This is a genomic window from Streptomyces sp. NPDC047525, assembly GCF_040643025.1.
Taxonomy (GTDB): Bacteria; Actinomycetota; Actinomycetes; order Streptomycetales; family Streptomycetaceae; genus Streptomyces; species Streptomyces durmitorensis.
On record NZ_JBEYTL010000001.1, the window covers coordinates 397539 to 421456 of the forward strand.

Annotated in this window: 19 protein-coding genes; 7 read left to right on the forward strand and 12 right to left on the reverse strand. The window is 69.4% G+C overall.

All coding sequences use genetic code 11. The features are described from left to right. Positions 1–30 precede the first annotated feature (30 nt). A complete protein-coding gene (locus tag ABZ833_RS01970) occupies positions 31–1614 on the forward strand; it encodes an FMN-binding glutamate synthase family protein (protein ID WP_361039715.1) in 1584 nt (527 codons plus the stop codon). A gap of 300 nt (positions 1615–1914) precedes the next feature. After that, complete coding sequence (locus ABZ833_RS01975; RefSeq protein WP_249585557.1) at positions 1915–3435, forward strand: catalase; 1521 nt, start codon at positions 1915–1917, stop codon at positions 3433–3435. A gap of 105 nt (positions 3436–3540) precedes the next feature. On the opposite strand, the gene ABZ833_RS01980 is transcribed toward ABZ833_RS01975, so the two are convergent. Then, on the reverse strand, positions 3541–5586 hold the full coding sequence (locus ABZ833_RS01980) for a SpoIIE family protein phosphatase (protein ID WP_361039719.1): 2046 nt from the start codon (positions 5584–5586) through the stop codon (positions 3541–3543). 244 nt (positions 5587–5830) lie between these two features. On the opposite strand from ABZ833_RS01980, the gene ABZ833_RS01985 reads away from it, so the two are divergent. Beyond that, positions 5831–6583 (forward strand): hypothetical protein, encoded by a 753-nt coding sequence (locus ABZ833_RS01985; protein ID WP_361039722.1) that lies wholly within the window; start codon positions 5831–5833, stop codon positions 6581–6583. Between the two features lie 147 nt (positions 6584–6730). Beyond that, positions 6731–7153 (forward strand): SRPBCC family protein, encoded by a 423-nt coding sequence (locus tag ABZ833_RS01990; protein WP_361039724.1) that lies wholly within the window; start codon positions 6731–6733, stop codon positions 7151–7153. A gap of 617 nt (positions 7154–7770) precedes the next feature. Here ABZ833_RS01990 and ABZ833_RS01995 read toward each other — a convergent pair. The 3 genes from ABZ833_RS01995 to ABZ833_RS02005 all read right to left on the reverse strand — a co-directional run bounded on the left by ABZ833_RS01995 (position 7771) and on the right by ABZ833_RS02005 (position 13107). After that, a complete protein-coding gene (locus ABZ833_RS01995) occupies positions 7771–9846 on the reverse strand; it encodes a DNA topoisomerase IV subunit B (RefSeq protein ID WP_361039727.1) in 2076 nt (691 codons plus the stop codon). A 108-nt stretch (positions 9847–9954) separates the two neighbouring features. Continuing rightward, positions 9955–11988, reverse strand: coding sequence for a DNA topoisomerase (ATP-hydrolyzing) subunit B (gene gyrB / locus ABZ833_RS02000; RefSeq protein ID WP_361039729.1), 2034 nt, complete (start codon positions 11986–11988; stop codon positions 9955–9957). Positions 11989–12309: 321 nt separating this feature from the next. After that, the gene (locus ABZ833_RS02005) at positions 12310–13107 is read right to left on the reverse strand and encodes a helix-turn-helix domain-containing protein (RefSeq protein WP_361039732.1); all 798 of its coding nucleotides are present in this window, start codon (positions 13105–13107) and stop codon (positions 12310–12312) included. Between the two features lie 6 nt (positions 13108–13113). Here ABZ833_RS02005 and ABZ833_RS02010 point away from each other — a divergent pair, with 6 nt between their 5' ends. Continuing rightward, on the forward strand, positions 13114–13485 hold the full coding sequence (locus ABZ833_RS02010) for a MauE/DoxX family redox-associated membrane protein (RefSeq protein WP_361039734.1): 372 nt from the start codon (positions 13114–13116) through the stop codon (positions 13483–13485). 10 nt (positions 13486–13495) lie between these two features. On the opposite strand, the gene ABZ833_RS02015 is transcribed toward ABZ833_RS02010, so the two are convergent. Both ABZ833_RS02015 and ABZ833_RS02020 read right to left on the reverse strand, forming a co-directional pair. Further along, entirely contained in the window at positions 13496–14434 is a 939-nt protein-coding gene (locus ABZ833_RS02015) for a sigma-70 family RNA polymerase sigma factor (protein WP_361039737.1), read from the reverse strand. 30 nt (positions 14435–14464) lie between these two features. After that, positions 14465–15655 carry an FAD-dependent oxidoreductase gene (locus tag ABZ833_RS02020; protein ID WP_361039740.1) on the reverse strand — a complete coding sequence of 397 codons (1191 nt, stop codon included), beginning with the start codon at positions 15653–15655 and terminating at the stop codon, positions 14465–14467. A gap of 145 nt (positions 15656–15800) precedes the next feature. On the opposite strand from ABZ833_RS02020, the gene ABZ833_RS02025 reads away from it, so the two are divergent. Further along, positions 15801–16430 (forward strand): alpha-ketoglutarate-dependent dioxygenase AlkB, encoded by a 630-nt coding sequence (locus tag ABZ833_RS02025; RefSeq protein ID WP_361039743.1) that lies wholly within the window; start codon positions 15801–15803, stop codon positions 16428–16430. Here ABZ833_RS02025 and ABZ833_RS02030 read toward each other — a convergent pair. Next, positions 16396–17286: a LysR family transcriptional regulator gene (locus tag ABZ833_RS02030; RefSeq protein WP_361039746.1), complete on the reverse strand. Its 891-nt coding sequence runs from the start codon at positions 17284–17286 to the stop codon at positions 16396–16398. The genes ABZ833_RS02025 and ABZ833_RS02030 overlap by 35 nt on opposite strands. Positions 17287–17404: 118 nt before the next feature. Between ABZ833_RS02030 and ABZ833_RS02035 the strand changes: the two genes are divergently transcribed. After that, positions 17405–17794 (forward strand): hypothetical protein, encoded by a 390-nt coding sequence (locus tag ABZ833_RS02035; RefSeq protein ID WP_361039749.1) that lies wholly within the window; start codon positions 17405–17407, stop codon positions 17792–17794. On the opposite strand, the gene ABZ833_RS02040 is transcribed toward ABZ833_RS02035, so the two are convergent. The 5 genes from ABZ833_RS02040 to ABZ833_RS02060 all read right to left on the reverse strand — a co-directional run bounded on the left by ABZ833_RS02040 (position 17782) and on the right by ABZ833_RS02060 (position 23914). Then, positions 17782–19113 carry a cytochrome P450 gene (locus ABZ833_RS02040; RefSeq protein WP_361039752.1) on the reverse strand — a complete coding sequence of 444 codons (1332 nt, stop codon included), beginning with the start codon at positions 19111–19113 and terminating at the stop codon, positions 17782–17784. The two genes, ABZ833_RS02035 and ABZ833_RS02040, sit on opposite strands and share 13 nt — an antisense overlap. Before the next feature lie 154 nt (positions 19114–19267). Then, complete coding sequence (locus ABZ833_RS02045; protein ID WP_361039754.1) at positions 19268–20152, reverse strand: geranyl diphosphate 2-C-methyltransferase; 885 nt, start codon at positions 20150–20152, stop codon at positions 19268–19270. A gap of 14 nt (positions 20153–20166) precedes the next feature. After that, complete coding sequence (locus tag ABZ833_RS02050) at positions 20167–21426, reverse strand: family 2 encapsulin nanocompartment cargo protein terpene cyclase (protein WP_361039757.1); 1260 nt, start codon at positions 21424–21426, stop codon at positions 20167–20169. 97 nt (positions 21427–21523) lie between these two features. Continuing rightward, positions 21524–22936: a family 2B encapsulin nanocompartment shell protein gene (locus ABZ833_RS02055; protein WP_361039760.1), complete on the reverse strand. Its 1413-nt coding sequence runs from the start codon at positions 22934–22936 to the stop codon at positions 21524–21526. A 336-nt stretch (positions 22937–23272) separates the two neighbouring features. Beyond that, on the reverse strand, positions 23273–23914 hold the full coding sequence (locus ABZ833_RS02060; RefSeq protein ID WP_361039762.1) for an HAD family phosphatase: 642 nt from the start codon (positions 23912–23914) through the stop codon (positions 23273–23275). Positions 23915–23918: the final 4 nt, after the last annotated feature.

A 23918-nucleotide genomic window follows, 5' to 3' on the forward strand; every position in this document is an offset into this window, starting at 1 on the left:
GACGGGCCGAATTCGGGTCAGACGGGGATCATGACGCGTTTCGCAACGGTAGGTCTGCTGGCGGCCTGCGCGGTCGGCGGTGTGCTGCTCGCCGTCCTGGCATCCCCGTGGTGGTGGCTCGCCGCAGCTCCTTTCGTGGCCGTGGCGCTGACCGGGCTGTACGACCTCGTCCAGAGTCGGCACTCCGTGCTGCGGAACTATCCCGTGCTCGGCCACCTGCGCTTCCTCATGGAAACGCTGCGCCCGGAGCTGCAGCAGTACTTCGTGGAGCGCAACTACGACGGCAGGCCCTACGACCGCGACACCCGCAGCATCGTCTACGAACGGGCCAAGGGTGTCGACGCCGAGGAACCGTTCGGCACCGAGCGCGACATGGACGCGCGCGGCTACGAGTTCCTGGTGCCGTCCATGGCCCCGTCGAGCGTGCCCGACGAGCCGCCCCGCGTCCGGGTCGGCGGGCCCGACTGCACCCAGCCGTACGACATGGCCCTTCTCAACGTCTCGGCGATGAGTTTCGGCTCGCTCTCCTCCAACGCCGTCCTGGCCCTGAACACGGGCGCGGCACGCGGCGGGTTCGCACACGACACCGGCGAGGGCGGCCTGTCCAGCTACCACCTGCGACCCGGCGGCGACCTCGTCTGGGAGATCGGTACCGGCTACTTCGGCTGCCGCACCCGTGACGGAGACTTCGACCCGCGGCAGTTCGCCGACAAGGCCGCCCATCCCTCCGTGCGCTGTGTGTCGCTCAAGCTGTCACAGGGCGCGAAACCGGGAATCGGAGGTGTCCTCCCCGGCAGCAAGGTCAACGCCGAGATCGCCTCGGTACGCGGCGTGCCCGAAGGCGAGACGGTCGTCTCGCCGCCGTACCACCGTGTCTTCTCCACGCCTCGCGAGCTCGTCCGCTTCCTCGCCCGGATGCGGGAACTGACGAACGGCAAGCCGGTGGGATTCAAGCTGTGCCCCGGATCCAGGACACAGTTCCTCGCCGTGTGCAAAGCCATGACCGAAGCGGAGATCACGCCGGACTTCATCGTGGTGGACGGCGCGGAGGGCGGCACGGGCGCGGCGCCGCTCGAATTCGCCGACAACCTCGGCATGCCGCTCACCGAGGGCCTCTTCACCGTGCACAGCGCCCTGACGGGCACGGGCCTGCGGAGCCGGATCCGCATCGGGGCCAGCGGCAAGGTGGCGACGGGCTCCGACATCGTCAAGCGCCTCGTCATGGGCGCCGACTACACCAACGCGGCCCGCGCGATGATGTTCGCCGTCGGCTGCATCCAGGCCCAGCGCTGTCACACCAACCGCTGCCCGACCGGCGTCACCACCCAGGACCCGCACCGCGCCCGCGCCCTCGACGTCGTGGACAAGGCCGCACGCGTCACGCGCTACCAGCAGGCCACGGTCCACAGCGCGCTGCAGATCATGGCCGCGATGGGCGTGCGCGACGCCGCGGATCTGGGTCCGCATCTGCTGCGGCGCCGCGAGGACCAGGGCCGCTTCAGGTCGTACGCCGAGCTGTACGACTGGCTGTCCCCCGGCGAACTGCTCACGGCGCCGCCCGAGAGCTGGGCCGCCGACTGGCAGGCAGCGCAGCCGGACACCTTCGCCACCTGACGCGTCCCTTCTCGCGCTGCGCAAGCGGAACCGAGCGAACCGGAAGGCTCTCCACGTATTGGCGGCGCCAAGTCGGGCACTCGGTCAGGGTCCCGCGAACCTCCGCGTCCGGAAGCACGTGAACAAATGGCCACACCGGCACATAAGCCGCAAGATGGACACGATGCCGACGCACTGTCGGATCCGCCCAGCGACCAGCCACGAGCCACGAGCAGACCGCCCGCACACGGCCCTTCGCAGCTGCCGACCCGGACCTTCGCGGCGTAGAGAACACCACCCACCGAAAGGCACTCGTCACCCATGAGCGACGTCACAGGTAAGGCGACCACCACGGACGCCGGCGTTCCGGTCGAGAGCGATGAGCACTCGCTCACGGTCGGCGCCGGTGGGCCGATCCTCCTGCAGGACTCCTATCTGATCGAACAGATGGCGCAGTTCAACCGGGAGCGGATTCCTGAGCGGCAGCCGCACGCCAAGGGCAGCGGCGCCTTCGGCCACTTCGAGGTCACCGCGGACGTGAGCGCCTACACGAAGGCCGCCCTCTTCCAGCCGGGCACCCGGACCGACCTGGTGACGCGGTTCTCCACCGTCGCCGGTGAGCGCGGAAGCCCGGACACCTGGCGCGACCCGCGCGGATTCGCGGTGAAGTTCTACACCACCGAGGGCAACTACGACATGGTCGGGAACAACACCCCGGTCTTCTTCGTGAAGGACCCGATGAAGTTCCAGCACTTCATCCGGTCCCAGAAACGCCGGGCGGACAACAACCTCCGCGACCACGACATGCAGTGGGACTTCTGGACCCTCTCCCCCGAGTCAGCCCACCAGGTCACGTGGCTGATGGGCGACCGAGGCATCCCGCGCACCTGGCGCCACATGAACGGCTACACCTCGCACACCTACATGTGGATCAACGCGCAGGGCGAGCGGTTCTGGGTCAAGTACCACTTCAAGACCGACCAAGGCGTCGAACACTTCACCCAGCACGAGGCCGACCAGATGGCCGCGGCCGACACGGACTATCACACCCGGGATCTCTTCGAGCACATCCGGGACGGCGAGTACCCCAGCTGGACCCTGCACGTGCAGGTCATGCCGTACGACGACGCGGCGACCTACCGCTTCAACCCGTTCGACCTGACCAAGGTGTGGCCGCATGCCGACTACCCGTTGATCGAGGTCGGCAGGATGACCCTGGACCGCAACCCCACGGACAACCACGCCGAGATCGAGCAGGCGGCCTTCCAGCCGAACAATCTGGTCCCGGGCATCGGTCCGAGCCCCGACCGCATGCTCCTGGCGAGGCTGTTCTCCTACGCCGACGCACACCGCCACCGCATCGGCGGCAACTACCAGCAGCTGCCCGTCAACGCTCCCGTCGCGCCCCTGCGGACGTACTCCAAGGACGGGGCCATGGCCTACCGCAAGACGGAGGACCCGGTCTACGCACCCAACTCCAAGGGCGGCCCGGCAGCCGACACCAGCCGCTACGCCCCGCCGAGCTGGTACGCGGACGGTGACATCACCCGCGCCGCCTACGTCGACCACGCCGAGGACGACGACTGGGGTCAGCCGGGCACCATGGTGCGCGAGGTCCTCGACGATGCCGCGCGCGACCGTCTGGTGGACAACGTCGTCGGACACCTGCTCAACGGCGTGAGCGAGCCCGTGCTCGCCAGGGCCTTCGAGTACTGGTCGAACATCGACAAGTCCATCGGTGAGCGCATCGCGCAGGGAGTGCGCGCCAAGGCGGACGAGAAGGACCCCAAGGCCGGGGAACAGGCCAACCCGGCCCGCAGCAGCATGCAGGACAAGGCCTGACCCGCACGCACTCGCACGACTGATCCGTAGGCGTCTGCCGCTGCCTGAGAGGGCGGCGGCAGACGCGTAGGCAGAGCCATGGGAAGACCATCCGAGCCGGGCCGGTCACGCCTCCGGCGCCGCGAAGTCGCACCAGACGGCCTTGCCCTCGCCGCGCGGCTCGATTCCCCAGCGCGACGCGACCGCCTCCACCAGGAGCAGCCCTCGGCCGGAGGTGGCGGTCTCCACCGGGGACCTCTTGCGGGGCCGGGTGCTCGAGCGGTCCTTCACCCACAGGCGGACGTGGCGAGGCGGGCCGGTGAGCACCTCCAGCGTCAGGATGGCGCCCCCGTCGGTGTGGACCAGGGCGTTGACGAGGAGTTCGCCCGCCGCCACCTCGACGTCGTCGGCGACCGCGCCAAGGCCCCACGAAGCGAGGTGCTCGCGCAGCGCCGCGCGTGCGTCGGCGAGTCCTTCGGGGTCGGCCTGGTGGACGTACCGGTGGATGCGCGGCTCCTGGAGCGTGCCGGGGTCGGGGAGCCTGCGCAGGACCAGGAGTGCCACGTCGTCACTGCTGCCCCATCTCTTCCACAGCGCGCGCGAGAGATGGTCCGCCAGGTCCTCGGCCGACTCAGGGCCTGCGGACAACACCTCGGCGAGGTTCTGGATCCCGGTGTCGAGGTCGAGACCGGCGTCCTCCACGAGGCCGTCCGTGCACAGCACCAGGGTCTCGCCCGGCACGAGGTCGAGCCGCACCTCGGGGTAGTCCTCCATGTCGAAGTCGGTGGCAATGCCCAGCGGCAGCCCGCCACGGACCCGTGGCACGCCCACGCGGCCGTCCACGTGCCGCACGAGGGGCGGCAGATGTCCGGCCCGCACGGCGCGCACGATGCCGGTGGTGGGGTCGAACTGGGCATAGGTGCAGGTGGCGAACCGCTCGGTGTCCAGCTCGGCCAGGAAGCGTGAGGCGCGCGAGACCACCGTCGCGGGCGGGTGCCCCTCGCCGGCGAAGGCCCGCAGGGCGATGCGCAGCTGCCCCATGATGGCCGCGGCGTGGGTGTCGTGTCCTTGTACGTCGCCCACGACCACGCCGATCCGCCCGCGGGGCAGAGTGATGACGTCGTAGAAGTCCCCTCCGACGTCACGACCGCCCCAGGCGGCGTGATAGCGCACGGCGACCTCGGAGTCCGGGACGTCGGGGACCCCGCGCGGCAACATCGTGGCCTGCAGACTCCTGGCGAGGTCACGTTCCTCGTCGAACAGCATGGCGCGCTGCAGCGACTGGGCGACGATGCCGGAGAGACCGATGCAGAGGTTGCGGTCCGCGTCGCTGAAGTCCTTCCGGCCGCGGTAGAAGAGCGCGAGCCCGCCGATGGCGCGGTCCTGGGCGACCAGGGGCAGGAACGCCGCCGAGTCGAGCTCCATCTCCTTGATGTAGGGCCCCAGGCGGGAGAAGCGCCGCCCGAGGTCGGGCAGTGAGCCCACGAAGCGGGGCTGGCGGGTCAGGACGGCCTCGGCCAGCGGCAGCGATTCGTCGACCTTGTGCAGCTTGAGTTCGTCGAGGGCCTGCATCGTCTGGCCCACCAGGGCGATCAGCTTCAGGTTCTCCCCCTCGACCAGGCCGAGCACCAGGCCGTCGGCGGCGAACCGGTCGAGGCCGCTCGCGCCGGACAGCACGGCCACCACGTCGTCGACCGTGACGGCCCGGGAGAGGGCTTCCGTGGTGCCCTGCACCATCAGGGCGATGCCTTGACGGCGCTCCTCCCTGGGGTCCGTGGCCGCGAGCTCCGTCCCGTCGTTCGAGGCCGTCCGCACGATGCCGACGGCACGCACGGCATGGCCCTCGTCGTCGCGCAGGATGTACCCGCGGGCGTGACTGAGGTGCCGCGTGCCGTCACGGTGGCGGACACGGAAGTAGACGCCATAGGCGTCGACGCCCGTGGTGACCGCCTCGGTGACGGCGAAGCTGATGCGTACGGCCTCCTCTGGTGGCACCCGTCTCTGCAGAGAGGTGACCAGGCCGTGGAACTCATCGGGACGTAGGTCGAGTACCGCCAGGGCACTGGCGTCGAGACTGAGCTCACCGCTGTCCAGGTCCCAGTCGAAGCTGCCCATACCGGTCAGGAGCAGGCACTGTTCCAGGTCGATGTGTGACTTCTTGGCTGACGTCATGGCTGTCTCCGTATGCCCTCGGTCACCATAAGCGCCAGCCGCCCCAGGCGCGCGGCCGTCATGTCCTCGGGCGTCGCCCCGGCCGCACGCCCGCCACCTGCCGACACCCCAGGCTCAACCGCGCGGAAAGTGGACATCACCCTTCCGGTGATCTGTCGGGGCAGCGGGGTAACCGGGTGTTTCGCGGCCCCGACGGCCGCGGCACGACCGGAGGGCGCGGACGCGCCCCCAGGAGGGAGCAGACGTGCTGAGGGGCAGCAGAACTCTGGCGGCCGCCGTGGCCGGAGCGGCCTTGGTGGCGCTGGCCGGGTGCGGTGGCGACGACTCGGGCGACAAGGACGGGCCGTTCGCGGGCAAGAGCGCCGATCAGATCGCCGCCGACGCGGTCAAGGCCACCCAGCAGGCCGACTCGATGCACATGAAGGGGACCGTGCAGCAATCCGCGGGTTCCTCGATGACCATCGACCTGTCGGTGGACCAGAGCAAGAACTGTGACGGCACCATCGAGACGGCGGGTGCGTCCGCGGACGTGCGGAACACGAAGGGCACGTTCTATCTGCGGGGCGACGAGAAGTACTGGGAGGCCGCCCTCAAGGGTCAGCCCGGCGGCGACAAGATCGTGCCGAAGGTTGCGGACAAGTGGGTGAAGGCACCCGCGGACGACGCCACGGCGAAGAACGTGTGCGACAAGAAGGCGCTCACGGCTGCCATGGACAAGGACAAGTCGGAACGCAAGGGCATGAAGAAGGGCTCGACAACGTCCGTCGACGGCTCCGAGGCGATCCGGCTGACGAAGAAGACCTCCGGCGGCGAGACCCTCACGCTGTACGTGGCCACCGAGGGCAAGCCGTACATCCTGCGCACGACGTCGACCGGCGGCAAGGAGCCCAACACCGCCACCTTCAGCGACTACGGCAAGTCCGTGAGCCCTGAGGAGCCCGCGCCCGGCGAGACCGTGGACCTGCAGAAGCTCGCCGCATCCGGCGAGAAGGCCTGACGCCCGCGCGACGACGTGACGTCTCGCATGGGCCGCCCCCGAAGGGGTACCGGAGTCCCATGCTCCACCGGCCCGGAGATCCGCGGCCGCTCCCCCGTCCGGAAAGACCCGTCCAGAAAGAAAAGACCCGTCCAGAAAGAGGTGCGTATGTCCGCGTCCCTGCTCGAGTCCGTCGACATCAAGGCGCCGGTGTCCGTCGCCTGGGCGCTGTGGAGCGACGTGACGCGCTGGCCCGCCTTCCTCAGCCACGTACGCCTGGTCGAGCCGATGGACGAGCGCCGCTTCGCATGGCAGCTGGAGCTGCCCGGCGCGGAGAAGAACTTCGTCGCCGAACTCACCGAAGTGGTGCCCGAGAACCGGATCGCCTGGCACACCGTCGAGGGGATGGATCACGCCGGCGTGGTGACCTTCCATCGCCTCAGCGACACCACGAGCCGGGTGACACTCCAGATCGAGTACGACCCCAAGGGCTTCGTGGAACACCTCGGCGCCCTCACGAACCTCGACTCCACCCTGGCCAACTACGACCTGGGTGAGTTCCAGAAGCTCGCCGAGAAGACGGCCCGATAGCCCCCGGAGTCGGGGACCCCTGACACACGAGGAAACGGCGCCGCGCCCGCGTCCGCGGAAGTGGGCGCGGCGCCGTTTCCTCGGACGTCAGGCCGCGTCAGGCCGCGTCACTGTGGTGCTGCTCGGCGACTGGATCTCGATGGCGTCCCGCGTGTCCGCTCCCGTGGATGAGGCGAAGGTGACGTACGCGCCGATCGGTTCTCGGCCACGCTTCCCCGTTCATCAGGTCCTCGATGCGGTCCATGGCGACCATCAGGAGCCCCATGACCGGCAAGAGCAAAAGAGCGACAACTAGCATCGGCAGCGTCCTCCTCGCGGCTTCTCTTTTCGCCTGCCCCTGCCTGGCATGCCCACGGCACCGAAGAGATGGAGAGCCTGCAACGCTCTCTTCACATCCGCGGCGTGGACCGCGGTCTTCACCCGGCAGGCCGCCAAACGAGTGACGTTTTCCCTGCGGCTGATGACCCTGGTCCCGCGTGAGCCGCCCTCGGCTGGACAGTCGCCCCAGTGCCGGACGGCAGATCAAGCACCGACATGCGCACGGGGGAAAGGAACGTGCTCGTGAGCATCATCGCCTGAATGCTGATCAGTCACATCTTGGGAGCCATCGCCAGCGGCTACAGGTCGATGCGTGAGCGGTCGAGTGTGGCGGCGGAGCTGGTGATGAATTCCTTGCGGGGTGCCACGTCGTTGCCCATCAGGAGATCGAAGACCTGCTCGGCGGCGTCCAGGTCACCGATGTTGACCCGCCGCAGCGTGCGATAACGCGGATCCATCGTCGTCTCCGCGAGCTGGTCCGCGTCCATCTCACCCAGACCCTTGTAACGCTGGATGGAATCCTTGAACCGGATCCCCTTGCGCTGATACTCCAGCAACGTCTCGCGCAGCTCATTGTCCGAGTACGTGTAGACGTACTTGTCCTGACCCTTCTTCGGCTGCACCAGCTCGATCCGGTGCAACGGCGGCACCGCCGCGAACACCCGGCCCGCCTCCACCATCGGACGCATATAACGCTGGAAGAGCGTCAACAGCAAAATCCGGATGTGCGCACCGTCCACATCGGCATCCACCAGAAGAATGATCTTCCCGTAGCGGGCCGCGTCGATGTCGAAGGTCCGCCCCGACCCCGCCCCTATGACCTGGATGATCGCCCCGCACTCGGCGTTCTTCAGCATGTCCGTCACGGACGCCTTCTGAACGTTCAGGATCTTCCCCCGGATCGGCAACAACGCCTGGAACTCCGAGTTCCGTGCCAGCTTGGCCGTGCCCAGCGCCGAATCACCCTCCACGATGAACAGCTCGCTGCGCTCCACATCATCACTGCGGCAATCCGCCAGCTTCGCCGGCAGCGAGGAGGACTCCAGCGCCGTCTTGCGCCGCTGGGCATCCTTGTGCTGACGCGCCGCGATCCGCGTCCGGGCCGCCGCCACCGCCTTGTCCATCACCGCCCGCGCCTGCGCCTTCGCATCACGCTTGGCCGACGTCAAAAACGCCTTGAGCTCCCTGGCGATCACATGGGCGACAATGCGGTTGGCCGCCGAGGTGCCCAGCACCTCCTTGGTCTGCCCCTCGAACTGCGGCTCGGCCAGACGCACCGTGACCACCGCCGTCAGCCCCTCCAGGGCGTCATCCTTGACGATGTCGTCCTCGGCCACCCGCAGCACCTTCTGGCTGCGCAGCACCTCATTCATCGTCTTCGTCAGCGACCGCTCGAAACCCGACACATGCGTGCCGCCCTTGGGCGTGGCAATGATGTTCACAAACGACCGCAGCGTCGTGTCATAGCCCGTGCCCCAGCGCATCGCGACATCCACGACGAGATCACGGGTGACCTCGGTGGGCGTCATCTGCCCATGATCATCCAGGACCGGCACGGTCTCCTTGAAACTGCCCTGCCCGGACAGCCGCAGCACATCACACACCGCCTTGTCCTGCGCCAGATACTCACAGAACTCACTGATCCCACCGTCGAAACGGAAGGACTCCTCACCCTTGGTACCGCCCTCCCCCAGCCCGTACTCATCACGCACCACAATCGTCAGACCCGGCACCAAAAACGCCGTCTGCCGGGCACGCTGATGCAACGTCTCCAAACTGAGCTTGGCGTCCTTGAGGAAAATCTGGCGATCCGCCCAATAGCGCACACGCGTGCCGGTACGCGTCTTGGGTGTCCTCGCGGTCTTGCGCAGGCCACTGGCGGGGGTGAAGTCCGCCGTGGGGCCACTGCCGTTGTAGATGCCGGGGGTGCCGCGGCGGAAGCTGACGGCATGGGTGTGACCGTGCCGGTCTACTTCCACGTCCAGACGGTGGGCCAGGGCGTTGACCACGGAAGCGCCCACGCCGTGCAGGCCGCCGGAGGCCACGTACGAGCCCCCGCCGAACTTCCCGCCCGCGTGGAGTTTGGTGTAGGCGACCTCAACACCTGAGAGTCCTGAACGGGGTTCGGTGTCGACGGGGATGCCTCGGCCGTTGTCCCGGACCTCCACGGAGGCGTCGTCGTGGAGGATGACTTCGATGTGGTCGCAGTAGCCGCCCAGGGCCTCATCGACGGAGTTGTCGATGATCTCCCAGAGACAGTGCAGCAGGCCACGGCTGTCCGTCGATCCGACGTACATGCCCGGACGCTTGCGGACCGCCTCCAGGCCTTCCAGAACCATCAAGTGGCGTGCGGTGTAGTCGGATCCACCCGTCATGGACCCGGCCAGGGCGGTTGCGAGTGGAGGGAGCGGGGATGCACTCACGCGGGTTTTCCTCCGATGCGGCGGCAGTTGGGGTCGGATGTCTCGGGCATCTCACGTATCTCAGATGTCGAGGAAACGGACGTCCTTGGCGTTGCGTTGGATGAAGGAGCGGCGTGCCTCGACATCCTCGCCCATGAGAACGGAGAAGAGGTCGTCGGCGACCGCGGCATCGTCCAGGCTCACTTGCCCCAGGACACGGTGATCGACGTCCATCGTGGTGATGCGCAGTTCCTCGGCGTTCATCTCGCCCAGGCCCTTGAAGCGCTGGATGGAGTCGTCCTTGATACGCCGTCCCTCCTGACGGCTCTGCTCGACGAGGGCGTCGCGTTCCCGGTCGGAGAAGGCGTACTCGGCGTGATCCCGGCTCCACTTGACCTTGTAGAGGGGCGGTCGCGAGAGATAGACGTGGCCGTGCTCGATCAGCGGCCGCATGAAGCGGAACAGGAACGTCAGGAGCAGGGTGTTGATGTGCTGGCCGTCGACGTCGGCGTCCGCCATCAGAATGATCTTGTGATAGCGGAGCTTCTCGATGTCGAAGTCCTCGTGCACGCCCGTGCCGAAGGCCGAGATCAACGCCTGGATCTCCTGGTTGTGCAGGATCTTGTCGATGCGCGCCTTCTCGACGTTCAGGATCTTGCCCCGGATCGGCAGGATGGCCTGGAACTCGGGATTGCGCCCGGACTTGGCCGAGCCGCCGGCGGAGTCGCCCTCGACGATGAAGATCTCGGACCTGCTCGGGTCGTTGGACTGGCAGTCGGACAACTTGCCCGGCAGAGCCGTTGATTCCAGCAGGCCCTTGCGGCGGGTCAAGTCCCGGGCCTTGCGGGCCGCCGCCCGGGCCGTTGCCGCCTGAACGCCCTTGCGGACGATGTCCGCGGCCTCGTTCGGGTTGCGGTCGACCCAGTCCGACAGCTGCTCGTGCACGATCTTCTGCACGTACGTGCGCACCTCGGTGTTGCCGAGCTTGGCCTTGGTCTGGCCCTCGAACTGGGGCTCGCCCAGCTTGACCGAGATGATCGCCGTCAGGCCCTCGCGGATGTCCTCACCGGCGAGGTTGTCGTCCTTGTCCCGCAGCAGCTTCCTGTCGCGGGCGTACCGGTTGACGATGGTCGTCAGCGCGGCGCGAAAGCCTTCTTCGTGGGTGCCGCCCTCGTGGGTGTGGATGGTGTTGGCGTAGGAGTAGACGCTGTCGGAGAACTGGCTGTTCCACTGCATCGCCACCTCCACCGACAGCAGACGCTCACCGTCCTCGGCGGCGAAATCGATGACGGTGGGGTGGACCGGTTCGCCCTTGCGGGCATTGAGATGCCTGACGAAGTCGCTGATCCCGCCTTCGTAGCGGTAGGCCACCGTCTTGGCCCGCTGCTCCTCGACTGTGTCCGAGCCCGCCTTGTCCGCGGTCGCGGTGGCCCGCGCCGCAGAGCGCTCGTCGGTGAGGGTGAGGGTCAGCCCCCTGTTGAGGAACGCCATCTCCTGAAAGCGGCGGGCCAGCGTCTCGAACGCGTACTGGGTGGTCTCGAAGATGGACCCGTCGGCCCAGAAGGTGATCGACGTACCCGTTCGCTCAGTGGCCTCGTGGCGGGACAGCGCAGCGATCGGCACACCGGCCTTGTACTCCTGGGTCCAGCGGTGGCCTTCGGTCCGGATCTCCACGGACAACCGCGTGGACAGGGCGTTCACCACCGACAGGCCCACGCCGTGCAGTCCGCCGGAGACGGCGTAGCCACCGCCGCCGAACTTGCCGCCCGCGTGCAGGACGGTGAGGACCAGCTCCACCGCGGGCTTCTTCTCCACCGGGTGCATGCCCACCGGAATGCCACGGCCGTTGTCGACGACCCGCACCCCGCCGTCCGCGAGGATCGTCACGTCGATCCGGTCCGCCACCCCGGCCAGGGCCTCGTCCACCGAGTTGTCGACGATCTCCTGCACCAGGTGGTGCAGCCCCCTCTCCCCCGTGGAGCCGATGTACATGCCCGGCCGCTTGCGGACCGCGTCAAGACCGTCCAGGACGGTGATGGCGTTCGCGTCGTAGGACGGCCCGCCACCGGCGCCGGACTGGGCAGGCGTAGCGGTGGAGGTACCAGCTTCGGTCACGGATGCTCCTTCTTCGGGCACGACGAACAGCGCCCCCGGCAAGGCAGCCGGAAACGCCAGATCACTGACGGAGAGATCGCCCCGCGGGCAGGCAAAGCCCTCCCACACAGGCGGGAACCGGCCTCAGCACTCCGGACCGGAACAGTCACCAGACTACCGGTCGCGCCATCACCCACCAGGGCAGGAAGACCTCTGAATGGCATTGAGACGCGAGAACGAGGGTGTCGATTACTCCCCCTACCGCCACCGAGCCGCTAGGGCGCCAGAGGGGCTTTCAGGGGCGTTCGTGCGGGCGAAAACGCCGTCCGGAGACGGGGAACTTCACCGCCCGTGCGCAGGCGCCGATTCGGGCTGGTTCGAGCTGCCTGATGAAAGGCATCCGCGTCGCAGAGAGGCAGGCGTACGCCCGAGGAAGTCCCGCGCGGTACGGGTGAGATGGGCCTGGTCGGCGAAGCCCGCGGCGGCTGCGGCCAGGGCTGTCGTGGAATCCGGCAGGTCGGCGATCGCGGTGCGGAGCCGGGCCCATCGGCGCAAGCGGGCCAGCGCGATGCCCACGTCCTGCCGGACCAGGGCGCGCAGCCGCGGGGCCGAAAGGCCGACCTCGTCGGCGACGGAGGTGATGGGCAGGTCCGGATCGCGCACTGTGCACAGGTCGATGGCGTGGGCGACTCTCGGATCGAGCGGGGCCGGGTACCCGGCGCGATCCCGCACCTCGGCGTATCCGGCGGCCAGGTCCACGCAGCCGCCCGGGTCGTCGGAATCGGTGGTGCCGAGCGCGGCGAGCAGGCGGCGGACCTCACCTGCGTCGAGCCGGACCGGCCCCGGGCAGGGCGGCAGCAGCCACGAGTCGATGAACAGAGCGACGTACGGGGAGGTCGCCCCGCAGGTGTGAGCCAGCTGGGGCGGCACGATCAGCCCGGGGGCCGCCACCATGGGCCCCGCCGGCTGCAGGAGTTCGGCGTGGCCGCCGATCGGCAGCACGGCTTTCCACACGGGCAGCCGGTGTCGGGCGACGCGGAACGGCCGCGACTCGGCGAACATCGTCGCCTCGACGCCGGAGGCGAAGACGATGCGGCGATCGTTTTGTTCAAGTGCCCAGGCACGAGGGGAACGGATCATCGTGCCATGCACGCTATCGCCGCCGTCGGATTGGCCGTCTTCCTGGCCGTCACAGGGGTCACGCACTTCCTGGCCCCCGGCTACTTCCGCTCGCTGGTACCCGCATGGCTCCGCCGGGAGCGGCTCCTCGTGGCCGTCAGCGGGGCGGCGGAGGTCGTGGTGGGTGTGCTGGTGCTGGTTCCCTGCACCAGACAGGCCGGGGGCTGGGCCGCCGCCGTCCTGATCAGCTGCTATCAGGTGTCCCACGCGGACGCGCTGCGACGCGCGCGGCAGGACCGGCCCCGGCTGCTGGAGCGGCCGGTCGGTGCGGTGGCTCGGGTTGTGGTGAACGTCCTCTACATCGCCTGGGCGGTCGCCGTGGCCAGGTCCGCGGCGTGACGGCCCCTGGTCACCATGCCTTGATGACCGGCACGTCCGGTTCGTGCTGTCTCCAGACCTCGTTGACGCGCACGAGCCGGTTCGCGGCGGCGATGCCGCTCAGGAACGCGACCTTGCCGTCACTGACCTCGAACGCCACGGCGCCCACGACCCGGCCGTCGATCACGGCGAGGACGGCCGGGGAGCCGTTGACCACCCCGACATGGAGCGCGGGCGAGCCACCGGCAAGGCGCCTCTTCGCCGGAGTGGGCCTGAAGCCTGCCCGTACGTAGGAGGCGACCCGCTCGCGCGTCTTGTACCGCAAGAGCCGCTTGGCCAGGCCGGCGCCGTCCGAGACCGCCGTCACGTCGTCGGTGAGCAGCTCCACGAGCCGTTCGGTCTGCCCCGACACGGCGGCGGCGAGGAACTCCTCGACGACCCGGCGCGCGGACGCGGGGTCGGTCTCGCCGCCGCGCCGGCGCTCGGCGGCGACCCGGATGCGGGCCCGGTGGGCATGCTGCTGGCTCGCGGACTCGGTGATGTCGAGGATCCCGGCGATCTCGGCATGGCCGTACGAGAAGGCCTCACGCAGGACGTAGACGGCCCGCTCGACCGGCGAGAGGCGTTCCAAGAGGGTCAGTACGGCCAAGGACACCGATTCGCGCTGCTCGAAGGTGTCGGCAGGTCCGAGCATCGGGTCGCCGTCGAGGAGCGGCTCGGGCAACCAGGCGCCGGCCGCTCGCTCGTGGCGCACCTGCGCCGAGCGGAGCCGGTCGAGGCAGAGATGGGTGACGACCTTGGTCAGCCACGCTTCCGGCACCTCGATCCGCTCGCGGTCCGCGGCCTGCCAGCGCAGGAACGCGTCCTGCACGGCGTCCTCGGCGTCGGCGGCCGAGCCGAGCAGACGGTACGCCAGCGAGGCCAGCCGGCCGCGGCTGGCCTCGAACCGGTCGACGGCGGCACTGTCCATGCGGAACAACTTAGAACACCCTCGAACAAACTATGCGGCGACCCTCACAACGGGCCGGTCGGGCACGGTGGCCAGGCGGCGCCTGCGCTTCGGCATGCCGAAGGTCGGGTGGGCGATGCTCAGGACGGACCCCTTGAGGATGCCCGCCTTGAACCGTGTGGCGGCCCAGCCGCCCAGGTACCAGGACTTCGACCGGGCCTCCCCGTCCACCATCTGGAAGATCGCGTCCCGCCGCCCGAGGCTGATGTGGTTGCCGACGTACTTCAAGGCGACGGTCGGGACCTCGCCGCCCGTGAGGCGCGCGATGATCGCGGCGGTCGCCTGCATGTTGGTGAAGCCCGCCGAGGCACAGGACATCGGCAGCGGGCGGCCGTTCTCGCCGATCGCGCGGACGCTGTCACCGGCGGCGTAGACGTCCGGGTGCGAGACCGAGCGCATGGTGCGGTCGACGACGATCTGGCCGGTCTCGGCGACCTCCAGACCGCTGGCGGCCGCGATGGGGTGCACGGCGAACCCGGCCGTCCACACGGTCACTTCGGCCGGGATCGACGTGCCGTCGGCGGTGATCGCCCGGGTCGGCTCGACGGCTTCGATGCCGGTGTGCTCGTGGACGGTGATGCCGAGCCGGTCGAAGGCCTGGCGCAGGTGGCGGCGGGCCTTCGGGGAGAGCCAGGCGCCCAGTTCGCCGCGGGCGGCGAGGGCGACCGAGAGGTCGGGCCGGGACTCGGCGAACTCGGTGGCGGTCTCGATGCCGGTAAGGCCCTCACCGACGACGAGGACGGTGCCGCCCTCGCCCAGACCGGCCATGCGTTCGCGCAGCCGCAGCGCCGAGGGCCGGCCGGTCACATCGAAGGCGTGCTCGGTCACGCCGGGGACGCCGTGGTGGGCCACGGAGCTGCCGAGCGTGTAGAGAAGCGTGTCGTACGCGAGCTCCCCTTCGCCGTCCTCGCCGGTCACGGCGACGGTCCTGCGCTCGGGGTCGACGCCGGTGACGCGCGCCAGGCGCAGTCGCACCCCGGTGCCCTCGAAGATGTCGGCGAGCTTGCGGAATCCGAGGTCCTGGCCGATCGCGAGCTGGTGGAGCCGCATCCGCTCGACGAAGTCGGGCACGGCGTTGACGACGGTGATCTCGGTGTCGGCGGGGGAGAGCCGGCGCGCCAGGTTTCCGGCGGCGAAGGCCCCGGCGTATCCGGCGCCGAGTACGACGATGCGGTGCTTCATGGCGTTGCTCCTGTCTCGTTCGCGTGCCCTCTGAACGAGATGGCGGCCCGATTGCTGACAGGAGCCGGATGTGACGCGGGTCACCGGACTGACGCGAGGCGCGCGCATTAGTTCATACGTTCGAATCATTGGGTACAGTGGACGCATGGCGACGCACCAGCTCCAGGGATCACTCTTCGATCAGAGCGACGACGTGCGCCTGGGCTCTCTCGGCGGAATCCGCAGGACGGTCCTCGGCGACGGGGCATGGATCGACCTCCTGCCGGGCTGGCTCGGTGGCGCCGATGTCCTGTTCGAGCGGCTGGCCGCGGACGTCCCGTGGAAGGCCGAGCGCCGGCAGATGTACGAAAGAGTCGTGGACGTACCGCGACTGCTCGCCTTCTACCGCGCCGGCGAACCACTCCCCCACGCCATCCTCGACGAGGCCCGCCAGGCACTCTCCGCGTACTACGCCACCGAGCTGGGCGAGGCGTTCACGACGGCCGGCCTGTGCCACTACCGCGACGGACGCGACAGCGTGGCCTGGCACGGCGACCGCATCGGCCGGGGCGCCCGCGAGGACACGATGGTCGCCATCCTCTCGGTCGGGGCACCCCGCGACCTGCTGCTCCGCCCGCGCCACGGCGGCGAGACCGTCCGGCGCCCGCTCGGGCACGGCGACCTGATCGTCATGGGCGGCTCCTGCCAGCGCACCTGGGAGCACGCCATCCCCAAGTCGACCCGGGCGGCCGGAGGGCGCATCAGCATTCAGTTCCGCCCGCACGGCGTGCAGTGAGGCAGACGGCGGCCGACTCCGCCAGTGTGCGGACCGCCGGGTGCCAGGGGCCCGCGGGAGGGCCGGTCAGTGCGAGGGTGCGGGACATCTCCGGCTTCAGCGGCAGCAGGACCAGGTCGGGCGGGAGCAGGGAGCGGGAGACCTCGGACAGGACCGTCACGCCGACACCTGCCTGCACCATGCTGATCAGCGTCGCCAGGTCCCGCACTCGGTGAGCGGGGGCGAAGGGCAGCCCTGCCTGGGAGTGAATCGCGCGGATGCGGGCTTCACAGTTGTTGGGCGATATCAGGAACTGGTCGTCCTCCAAGTCCCCGATGTCGACGAGCGGTTCGTCCGCCAAGGGGTGGTCCCGGGGCAGCACGGCCCGGTACCGGTCCTCCGTCAGATGGATCGCATGGCCGGGCGGCGGGTCGATCACGATGGCGGCATCCGCCACACCGTCCGCCAGCCAGGCCGCGATCTCGGTGCTGTCGCCCTCGAAGACCCGCACCGTCACCTGTGGTCGGGCCTCGTTCCAGTGCCGGAGCAGTTCCGGGATCAGCCCCTGGCAGACCGTCGGTGTGCAGGCAAGACGTACGGTGCCCGTCATCGTCCCGGCGGCTTCGGCCGCGATCTCTTCCACGGACCGGGCCGCCGACAGTGCGGTGCGGGCGTGCGGCAGGATCCCCTCCCCCAGCGCCGTGGTCCGTACCGGCGTGGCGCGCACCAGTAGCGGCGCCTTCAGCTCGCGTTCGAGGGAGGCCACGGCGTGCGAGACCGCGGATTGGCTCATGCCCAGCTCGACGGCGGCCGCGCTGAAGCCGCCGGCTTCGACGACGGCGAGGAAAGCCCTCAGCTGAGGAAGGTTCACGGTCATGCGGCGGCCTCATATGGCTATGACGTTGGTGCGTTGGATCCATCGTTGCAGGTCGGCCAGGCTTGCTCCGTGCCGCCGACTCCGGCCGGCGCCCACCGAGCACGTACCGAGGAGAGCCATGCCGTACATCCGCGTCACCGTCACCGACGCCGACCTGCCCACCGACGTGCAGCGCGCCCTCGCCGAGGGGCTCACCGGCCTCGCGGTCTCGGCCCTCGGCAAGTCCAGCGCGCGCACCATCGTCCACATCGACGTGATCCCGGCCGCCCGCTACTTCGTCGACGCCGAGCCCCTGACCGGCTGCCTCGACGCGCACGTCGAGGTCAGCATCACCCTGGGCACGAACAGCGCCCCGGAGAAGGCCGCGTTCATCGCCGGGGCCGATCAGCTCCTGACCGACCTCCTCGGCCCGCTCGCCCGGTCCGGCGTCGCACTGCACGAACTGCCTGCCGAGAGCTACGGCTACCACGGGGTGACCCAGTTCGACTACTACCGTCAGGCGGGCTGACCCTCGTCACTCAGCACCGCGGGTGTCGGGCCGTCCGGGCGGACCGTGATGCTGTAGGCGGCCTTCGCCGGGGTGGAGTGGAAGTGCGGGGTGTGGGCCGGCAGCAGGTGCTCCAGGAGGGCGGTCGACTCCCGGAGGGCGAACTGCACGCCCAGGCAGGCCCGGGGGCCGATGCCGAACGGGTAGTAGCTACCCGGGTGGGTGGGGCGCCGACCGGGTGCGGTGAAGCGCGTCGGGTCGAATTGGCCCGGTTCTTCCCAGAGTTGGGGGTCCCGGTGCGTGAGGTAGGGGCAGACCAGGACATCGGTGCCCTCCTCGATCTCGTACCCCACGAGAATGTCGTCCTGTGCCGCGCAGCGCGGCAGTATCCAGGCCGACGGGTAGAACCGCAGCGTCTCGTGGACGAGCGCCTGGACGGCCTGTCGCCGCTCGGGCGAACCGTCGGGGCCCGCGGCCAGAGCCTGATCCCGCGCCTTCGGGTTCCGGTCCAGCAGGAGACAGAGCCAGGTCAGGGTTGTCGCGGTGGTCTCGTGTCCGGCGACGAGAAGGGTGACCAGCTCGTCGCGGATCAGCCGGTCCGTGTACTCGGGGCGCGCCTCGGCCGCATCGAGCAGGACGTGCAGCAGACCTGGACCGTCCGGTCCGGCCTCGCCGTCGCGTGCGGCGGCGATGGCCAGGCTCGCCACCGCGTCGATTCTGGCCAGGTCGGCGGCGACCGCCCCTTGGGCTGCGCCGCCGTCGGCCGGCAGGCTCGGCAGCGCGGCCACCACGGCGGCCACGGCGGCCAGTTCGCGCTCCGATGCGGGGTCGAGCGCATGTCCCGTCAGGGAGCGCCAGATGGTGTCCAAGGCGAAGCGGCGCATCTCGTCGCCGATGTCGAAGACCTGCCCGGTGGCGGCGTACCCGGCCCAGCGCGCCGCCGTGGTCCGGGCGGCCCCGGTGATCCGCTGCTCGTAGCGGCGCATGCCCCGGCCGGTGAACTGGGACTGCAGCAGCCGTCGTTGCCGCTGCCACGCATCGCCCGTCGCGGCCAGGACTCCGTCGCCGATCAGCATCCGTGCGCGGTGCGAACGCTTCACGTACCGGTCGGGATGCAGCGCGAGCACGTGCTGCACGGCCTCGGGGGCGGTGACCAGGACGGTCGGCCGCGGGCCGAGCCGGAAGGCGGCGATGCCGCCGAGCTGTTCGCGCGCCTGGGCGAAGAGCTCGATGAGTTCCCCTCCCCCGGCCTGCCACTGTCCGACGGCGGCGGGATCGAGCTCCGGCACCCGGCGCCCGGGAGGCGACGGGAGGGAGCCGGGGCGGGCATGGGTGGCCACGGGGCTGCTCCTGTTCGGCGGCTGTACGTCGGCACGGACGGGTGGAGGCGTCACGCACTGTAGGGGAGGTGGAGCGATACGCGACAGCCCGCGTCGCCGCGCGCGGAGGGGCCGGACCGCGCGGCGACGGTCCGGCCCCTGCGGTCGGCGTCGGTCAGACGCGGTCGGCCGCGATCAGGACGTACTGGAAGGAGCCGTCCTTATAGGAGTTGATGAACGCCTCCTCGATGCCGGTGACCAGGGACGACGTGGCCCGCAGCTCCCAGTAGGGCAGGGTCGCCGGTGTCAGGTCGACGATGGCCTGCGGCACCAGACGGTTGTCGGCCATGGCGCGCAGATACTCCCTGCGGGAGTGGATGTTGCACTCGAAGTGCGCGTTGATCTGGGAGACCCACTTCGAGGGCTGGCCGTAGCGCGGGTTCCAGCAGCCGGTGATGGTCACATAGCGGCCGCCGACCTCGAGGACCCGGGAGTGCTCGGAGAAGAGGTCGTGCAGGTCGACGTACATGCTCGACTCGTTGTTCCACGAGCCCGCGGCCTGGCCCGTCTCGAAGGGCATGTCGAGCATGTTGCACACCCGGGCACGGACGTGGTCCTGGATGCGCAGCTCATCGGCCCGCTGGTTGGCGAAGTCGGCCTGCTTGGCCGACAGAGTCATGCCCTCGACCTTGCATCCGAACCGCTGGTGAGCCATGACCATCGAACCGCCCCGGCCGCAGCCGGCGTCCACGAGCGTGTCGTCGGGACCGATGGAACCGAGGTGGTCGAGCAGAACCTCGGCCTGCGCCGACTCCAGACGGTGCAGCTCGGTGATCAGCTTCTTCTCGTGCTCGCTGTCGTCGGCATCCCCCAGAGCGGCGTGGTCGACGTCGCCGATGCCGTAATGGTGGTGGTAGAGCCCGTCGACGTCGCCGAGGCGCAGATTCACGGGCCGCGCCTCGTTGTTCCAGTAGCGCGCGATGTCGCCCTGGTAGGGCGTCGCCGGGGCGGGGACGAACGCGGCGGCGCTGTCGACAGTGGTGAACTCAGTGCTGGTCACAGGTGATTCCGTCCTTACCAGAAATCGGGCAGGCTGTATCGGTAGGTGTTGGTCTGGTGCCAGTGGTGGTTGCCGTCGACCCACACGGCCACGCCCCGCAGGAAGCGCTGCACGCTCGGGACGGGGCAGGAGGCGGCCAGCTCGGCGGCTTCGGCCTCGAAGTCGCGCATGAGGTCGTTGTGGACCTCGACCGCCTTCAGATAGGCGTCCCGCTCGGAGACGTCCTCGCGCTCGGCGATCACCACGGGCAGGTTCAAGTGCCGTCCGGGGCTGGCGAGTTCTTTGGTGTACGAGTACAGGTCGTTGACGATGGTGCTCGCGTTCCCGGCGAGCGCGAGGACCCGCTGCATGGCCGGTTGCGCATGCAGGTCCGCCGGCAGTTCGTAGCCGCCGACGGTGTCGGTGATGGTGGGGCAGGGCCGGAAGTTGTTGAACTGCCGCATCGCCAGGTACTCCCACACCTCGGGCGTGTGGTCCGTCTGGGCCCAGGCGGCCTCCGCGAGGTACCCCAGGTGCAGTCGGGCCATGTCGTGGCGGTAGCGGTCGGCCTGTGAGGCGGTGGACTGCTGGACGAAGTAGTCCATGGCGGAGCGGTAGGCGCGCCGCGGGGCGTCCGCGTGCAGCGACTGCGCCCACTGCGGCTGGTACTCCTTCGTCACGTGCAGGTGGTCGAGGGCGGTGTGCGCCAGAAGGAGGCGTCCCCCGAGGCCGATCGGCGAGCCTCCGTGGTCCTCGCAATAGCAGTCGTCGACCGCGTTCTCGGCGACCATGAGGCGTGTGGCGACCATCAGGTGGTCGATGGTCGGGGCGTCGGGATGGCAGGCGACCATGTAGCGCCCGACGGAGAAGCCGTCGAACTGGCCCTCCCACTCGTCGGGGAACAGCTCGACCTCGTCCACCGCCCAGTCCTTGACCCGGCGGCTGACCTCCTCCACCCGTGCGGGGTCGGGCTCCGGCACCGGGTGGTAGTAGAGGCCCGGGATGTGAAGGGCCTCCGCCGGCGCCTCGGTTGCCGCGGACTCCGACGGGTCCGGCGGCTCCGACAACCCCGACAGCTCCGACAACCCCGGCGGCTCCTCGCGCCGGGCCAGGTGCAAGCTCGCGGTGCCGAGGCCGCTGGGGCCGCGCAGGATCCGCTCCAGGTCGGGAAGGGGGGCCGAGGGCAGGGCGGGCAGGGTGCCGTCGGCGTGGGTGGAGGCGGGGACCTGGTCCCCGAAGAGGGCCGCAGCGGCAGGCGGGCTCGACTGCGGAGGGGAGAACCCGGGATCGGGCATCCGTGGCTCCTTGGTGGGGTGGGTGGCCTCTCCCGGATCCGGGCACACTTGCCCGGCCCGGGGGGTTCCGGGCTGTCGTGGCCGTACGACGAATCCTCTAGGCGCGCCTGCGGGCGATCTGCACGTTCTCCAGCACGCCGAGGGCGTTGGGCACCAGGATGGCTGCGGAGTAGTAGGTGCTGACCAGGTACGAGGTGATCGCCTGCTCGCCGATGCCCATGAAGCGCACCGACAGGCCGGGCTCGTACTCGTCCGGCAGTCCAGTCTGATGCAGACCGATGACGCCTTGGTTGTCCTCGCCGATGCGCATGGCGAGGATCGAGCTGGTCTGCTCCTTGGTGATGGGAATCTTGTTGCAGGGCAGGATCGGGACCCCGCGCCAGGCCGGTACCTGCTGTCCGCCGAGGTCGACGTGATCGGGGTAGATCCCGCGGGCGTTGAACTCACGCCCGATCGCCGCGATCGTCCTGGGGTGGGCGAGGAAGAGCTTCGTGCCGCGGCGGCGGCAGAGCAGCTCGTCGAGGTCGTCCGGGATGGGCGGGCCCGAGTGGGGCTGGATCCGCTGCTTGAAGTCGGCGTTGTGGAGCAGGCCGAACTCCCGGTTGTTGATCAGCTCGTGCTCCTGGCGCTCGCGCAGCGCCTCGATGGTGAGCCTGAGCTGCTCCTCGGTCTGGTTCATCGGCCCGTTGTAGAGGTCGGTGACCCTCGTGTGGACCCGCAGAATGGTCTGTGCGGCGGAGAGTTCGTACTCGCGCGGCTTGAGTTCGTAGTCGACGAAGGCACCGGGCAGTGCGGCTTCGCCGACATGTCCGGCCGACATCGCGATCTCGGCCTCGCCGTGCTTGTTCTGGCGCGGCTTCGGGAGCCGGCTGAGTTCGTGGAGGTGGGTCTGCAGGCTCGGTGCCGTGGACAGCACGGCGGCGAAGTCGGCGCGGGACAGGGTGAGCAGGGTGCCCGCGGTCTCGGCCTTCGCGGTGGAGTCCCACCTGGCGTCGGCGTCCTGAAGGGAGTTCTCCCCGAACCGGTCGCCGTCGGCGAGGACCGCGCCGCCGACCTCGTCGCCGTACTTCCCCACGGAGTGCTGGCTGATCCGGCCGTGGGCGATCAGGTGGAGCGCCTCGGCGGGGGCACCGCGCTCGACCAGCACCTCACCGGCACGGAAATCGCGCTGGACGCACCGGCCGGCGATCGCGGTCAGCACCTCCACGTCCTCGAAGCCGCGCAGCAGGGCCAGTTCGCCGAGTTCCCGGGGGATCACCCGGACGTCGACGCCGTCCTGGACGAATTCGATGCGTCCGTCGCCGACGGTGTAGCTCAGTCGGCGGTTCACACGGTAGGCGCCGCCCTTGGTCTCCACCCAGGGGAGCATCCGCAGCAGCCAGCGGGAGGTGATCTCCTGCATCTGCGGGGCGGACTTGGTCGTATGGGCGAGATTGCGGGCAGCCGCGGTGCTCAGGCTGGACCGCCGGGGCGGTTCCACCAGTGCTTCCGGGCTGGTCTCAACGGTCATCGGGGCGAGCTCTCCTTCACGAGGGAGGTAATCGGCGTAGGCGCGCCAACCGGCGAAAGCGGAAGTAGAGAAGTAGAGGCGTAATGTCACGGAACTCGTCTTGATCCGGTGACCATTTAACGGCCGTTGCGCCTGGCTCACCCGACAAGACCGTGGGCAGCACACGAAACAGTGATCTTGGTTCGTACAGGGTTTATCCCGGCGACCGGCGACGTTCCGGCCACCTGGCCGAGAGGGCATGCACGGACACACGGGCACGAGAGAACACCGCCTTCGGTTCCGAAGGCGGTGTTCCAACTGGCGTGCTTCTGAATGGATTTGCTCGATGAGCCGCTGTTACGGGATGAGGGCTTCCCTCAGCCTCTCGGGCGTGGTGAAGAGGTGGCCGCGTATTCCGGCCGTCTCGGCGGCGCGGATGTTCTCGTCGCGGTCGTCGACGAACAGGACGCGGTCCGGCGCGGTGCGCAGGGCGTTCAGGCACCACTCGTACGCCCCGAGGTCCGGCTTCGCGTGGCCGATGCGGCAGGAGAAGGCGCGGACGGGGAAGTGCTTGAGCCAGGGGTGGTGTTCCTCGTAGTAAGTGGCAAGTTCCTCGGGGATGTTGGACAGGAGCGCGATACGGCGGCCGGACGCCGCGAGCTCCTCGACCAGGGCGACCATCGTCTCGTCCACGGCGCTCCAGCCGGCGATGTCGGCCTCGATGAGCCGGGCGATCCGATGCTCGTCGAAGCGGACGGCGAGGGAGTCCGCCACCTGGCGCCAGTAGGCGGGGCCGGTCAACTCGCCCTGGTCGTACGGCTGTCTGCATGCCCAGTAGGCGTCCCAGAACGCCGCGGCGGGGACCTCGGCCGTGCGGACGAGGCGGTCCTTGCCCTCGGTGGACTGGTGGCGTGCGATGACCCCGAACAGATCGAAGAGCACGACGTCAGGCGAGAAGGGCGGGTGGGGTGAGCGGGGCAAGTGGGGTGAGTCGGTCACGGGT

What these genes read in the sequence shown, in the direction of transcription:
- ABZ833_RS01970 (WP_361039715.1), top strand. Translation starts at nt 31, where the DNA reads ATGACGCGTTTCGCAACGGTAGGTCTGCTGGCGGCCTGCGCGGTCGGC.
- ABZ833_RS01975 (WP_249585557.1), top strand. Translation starts at nt 1,915, where the DNA reads ATGAGCGACGTCACAGGTAAGGCGACCACCACGGACGCCGGCGTTCCG.
- ABZ833_RS01980 (WP_361039719.1), bottom strand. Translation starts at nt 5,586, where the DNA reads ATGACGTCAGCCAAGAAGTCACACATCGACCTGGAACAGTGCCTGCTC.
- ABZ833_RS01990 (WP_361039724.1), top strand. Translation starts at nt 6,731, where the DNA reads ATGTCCGCGTCCCTGCTCGAGTCCGTCGACATCAAGGCGCCGGTGTCC.
- ABZ833_RS01995 (WP_361039727.1), bottom strand. Translation starts at nt 9,846, where the DNA reads ATGACGGGTGGATCCGACTACACCGCACGCCACTTGATGGTTCTGGAA.
- ABZ833_RS02005 (WP_361039732.1), bottom strand. Translation starts at nt 13,107, where the DNA reads ATGATCCGTTCCCCTCGTGCCTGGGCACTTGAACAAAACGATCGCCGC.
- ABZ833_RS02010 (WP_361039734.1), top strand. Translation starts at nt 13,114, where the DNA reads ATGCACGCTATCGCCGCCGTCGGATTGGCCGTCTTCCTGGCCGTCACA.
- ABZ833_RS02015 (WP_361039737.1), bottom strand. Translation starts at nt 14,434, where the DNA reads ATGGACAGTGCCGCCGTCGACCGGTTCGAGGCCAGCCGCGGCCGGCTG.
- ABZ833_RS02020 (WP_361039740.1), bottom strand. Translation starts at nt 15,655, where the DNA reads ATGAAGCACCGCATCGTCGTACTCGGCGCCGGATACGCCGGGGCCTTC.
- ABZ833_RS02025 (WP_361039743.1), top strand. Translation starts at nt 15,801, where the DNA reads ATGGCGACGCACCAGCTCCAGGGATCACTCTTCGATCAGAGCGACGAC.
- ABZ833_RS02030 (WP_361039746.1), bottom strand. Translation starts at nt 17,286, where the DNA reads ATGACCGTGAACCTTCCTCAGCTGAGGGCTTTCCTCGCCGTCGTCGAA.
- ABZ833_RS02035 (WP_361039749.1), top strand. Translation starts at nt 17,405, where the DNA reads ATGCCGTACATCCGCGTCACCGTCACCGACGCCGACCTGCCCACCGAC.
- ABZ833_RS02050 (WP_361039757.1), bottom strand. Translation starts at nt 21,426, where the DNA reads ATGCCCGATCCCGGGTTCTCCCCTCCGCAGTCGAGCCCGCCTGCCGCT.
- ABZ833_RS02055 (WP_361039760.1), bottom strand. Translation starts at nt 22,936, where the DNA reads ATGACCGTTGAGACCAGCCCGGAAGCACTGGTGGAACCGCCCCGGCGG.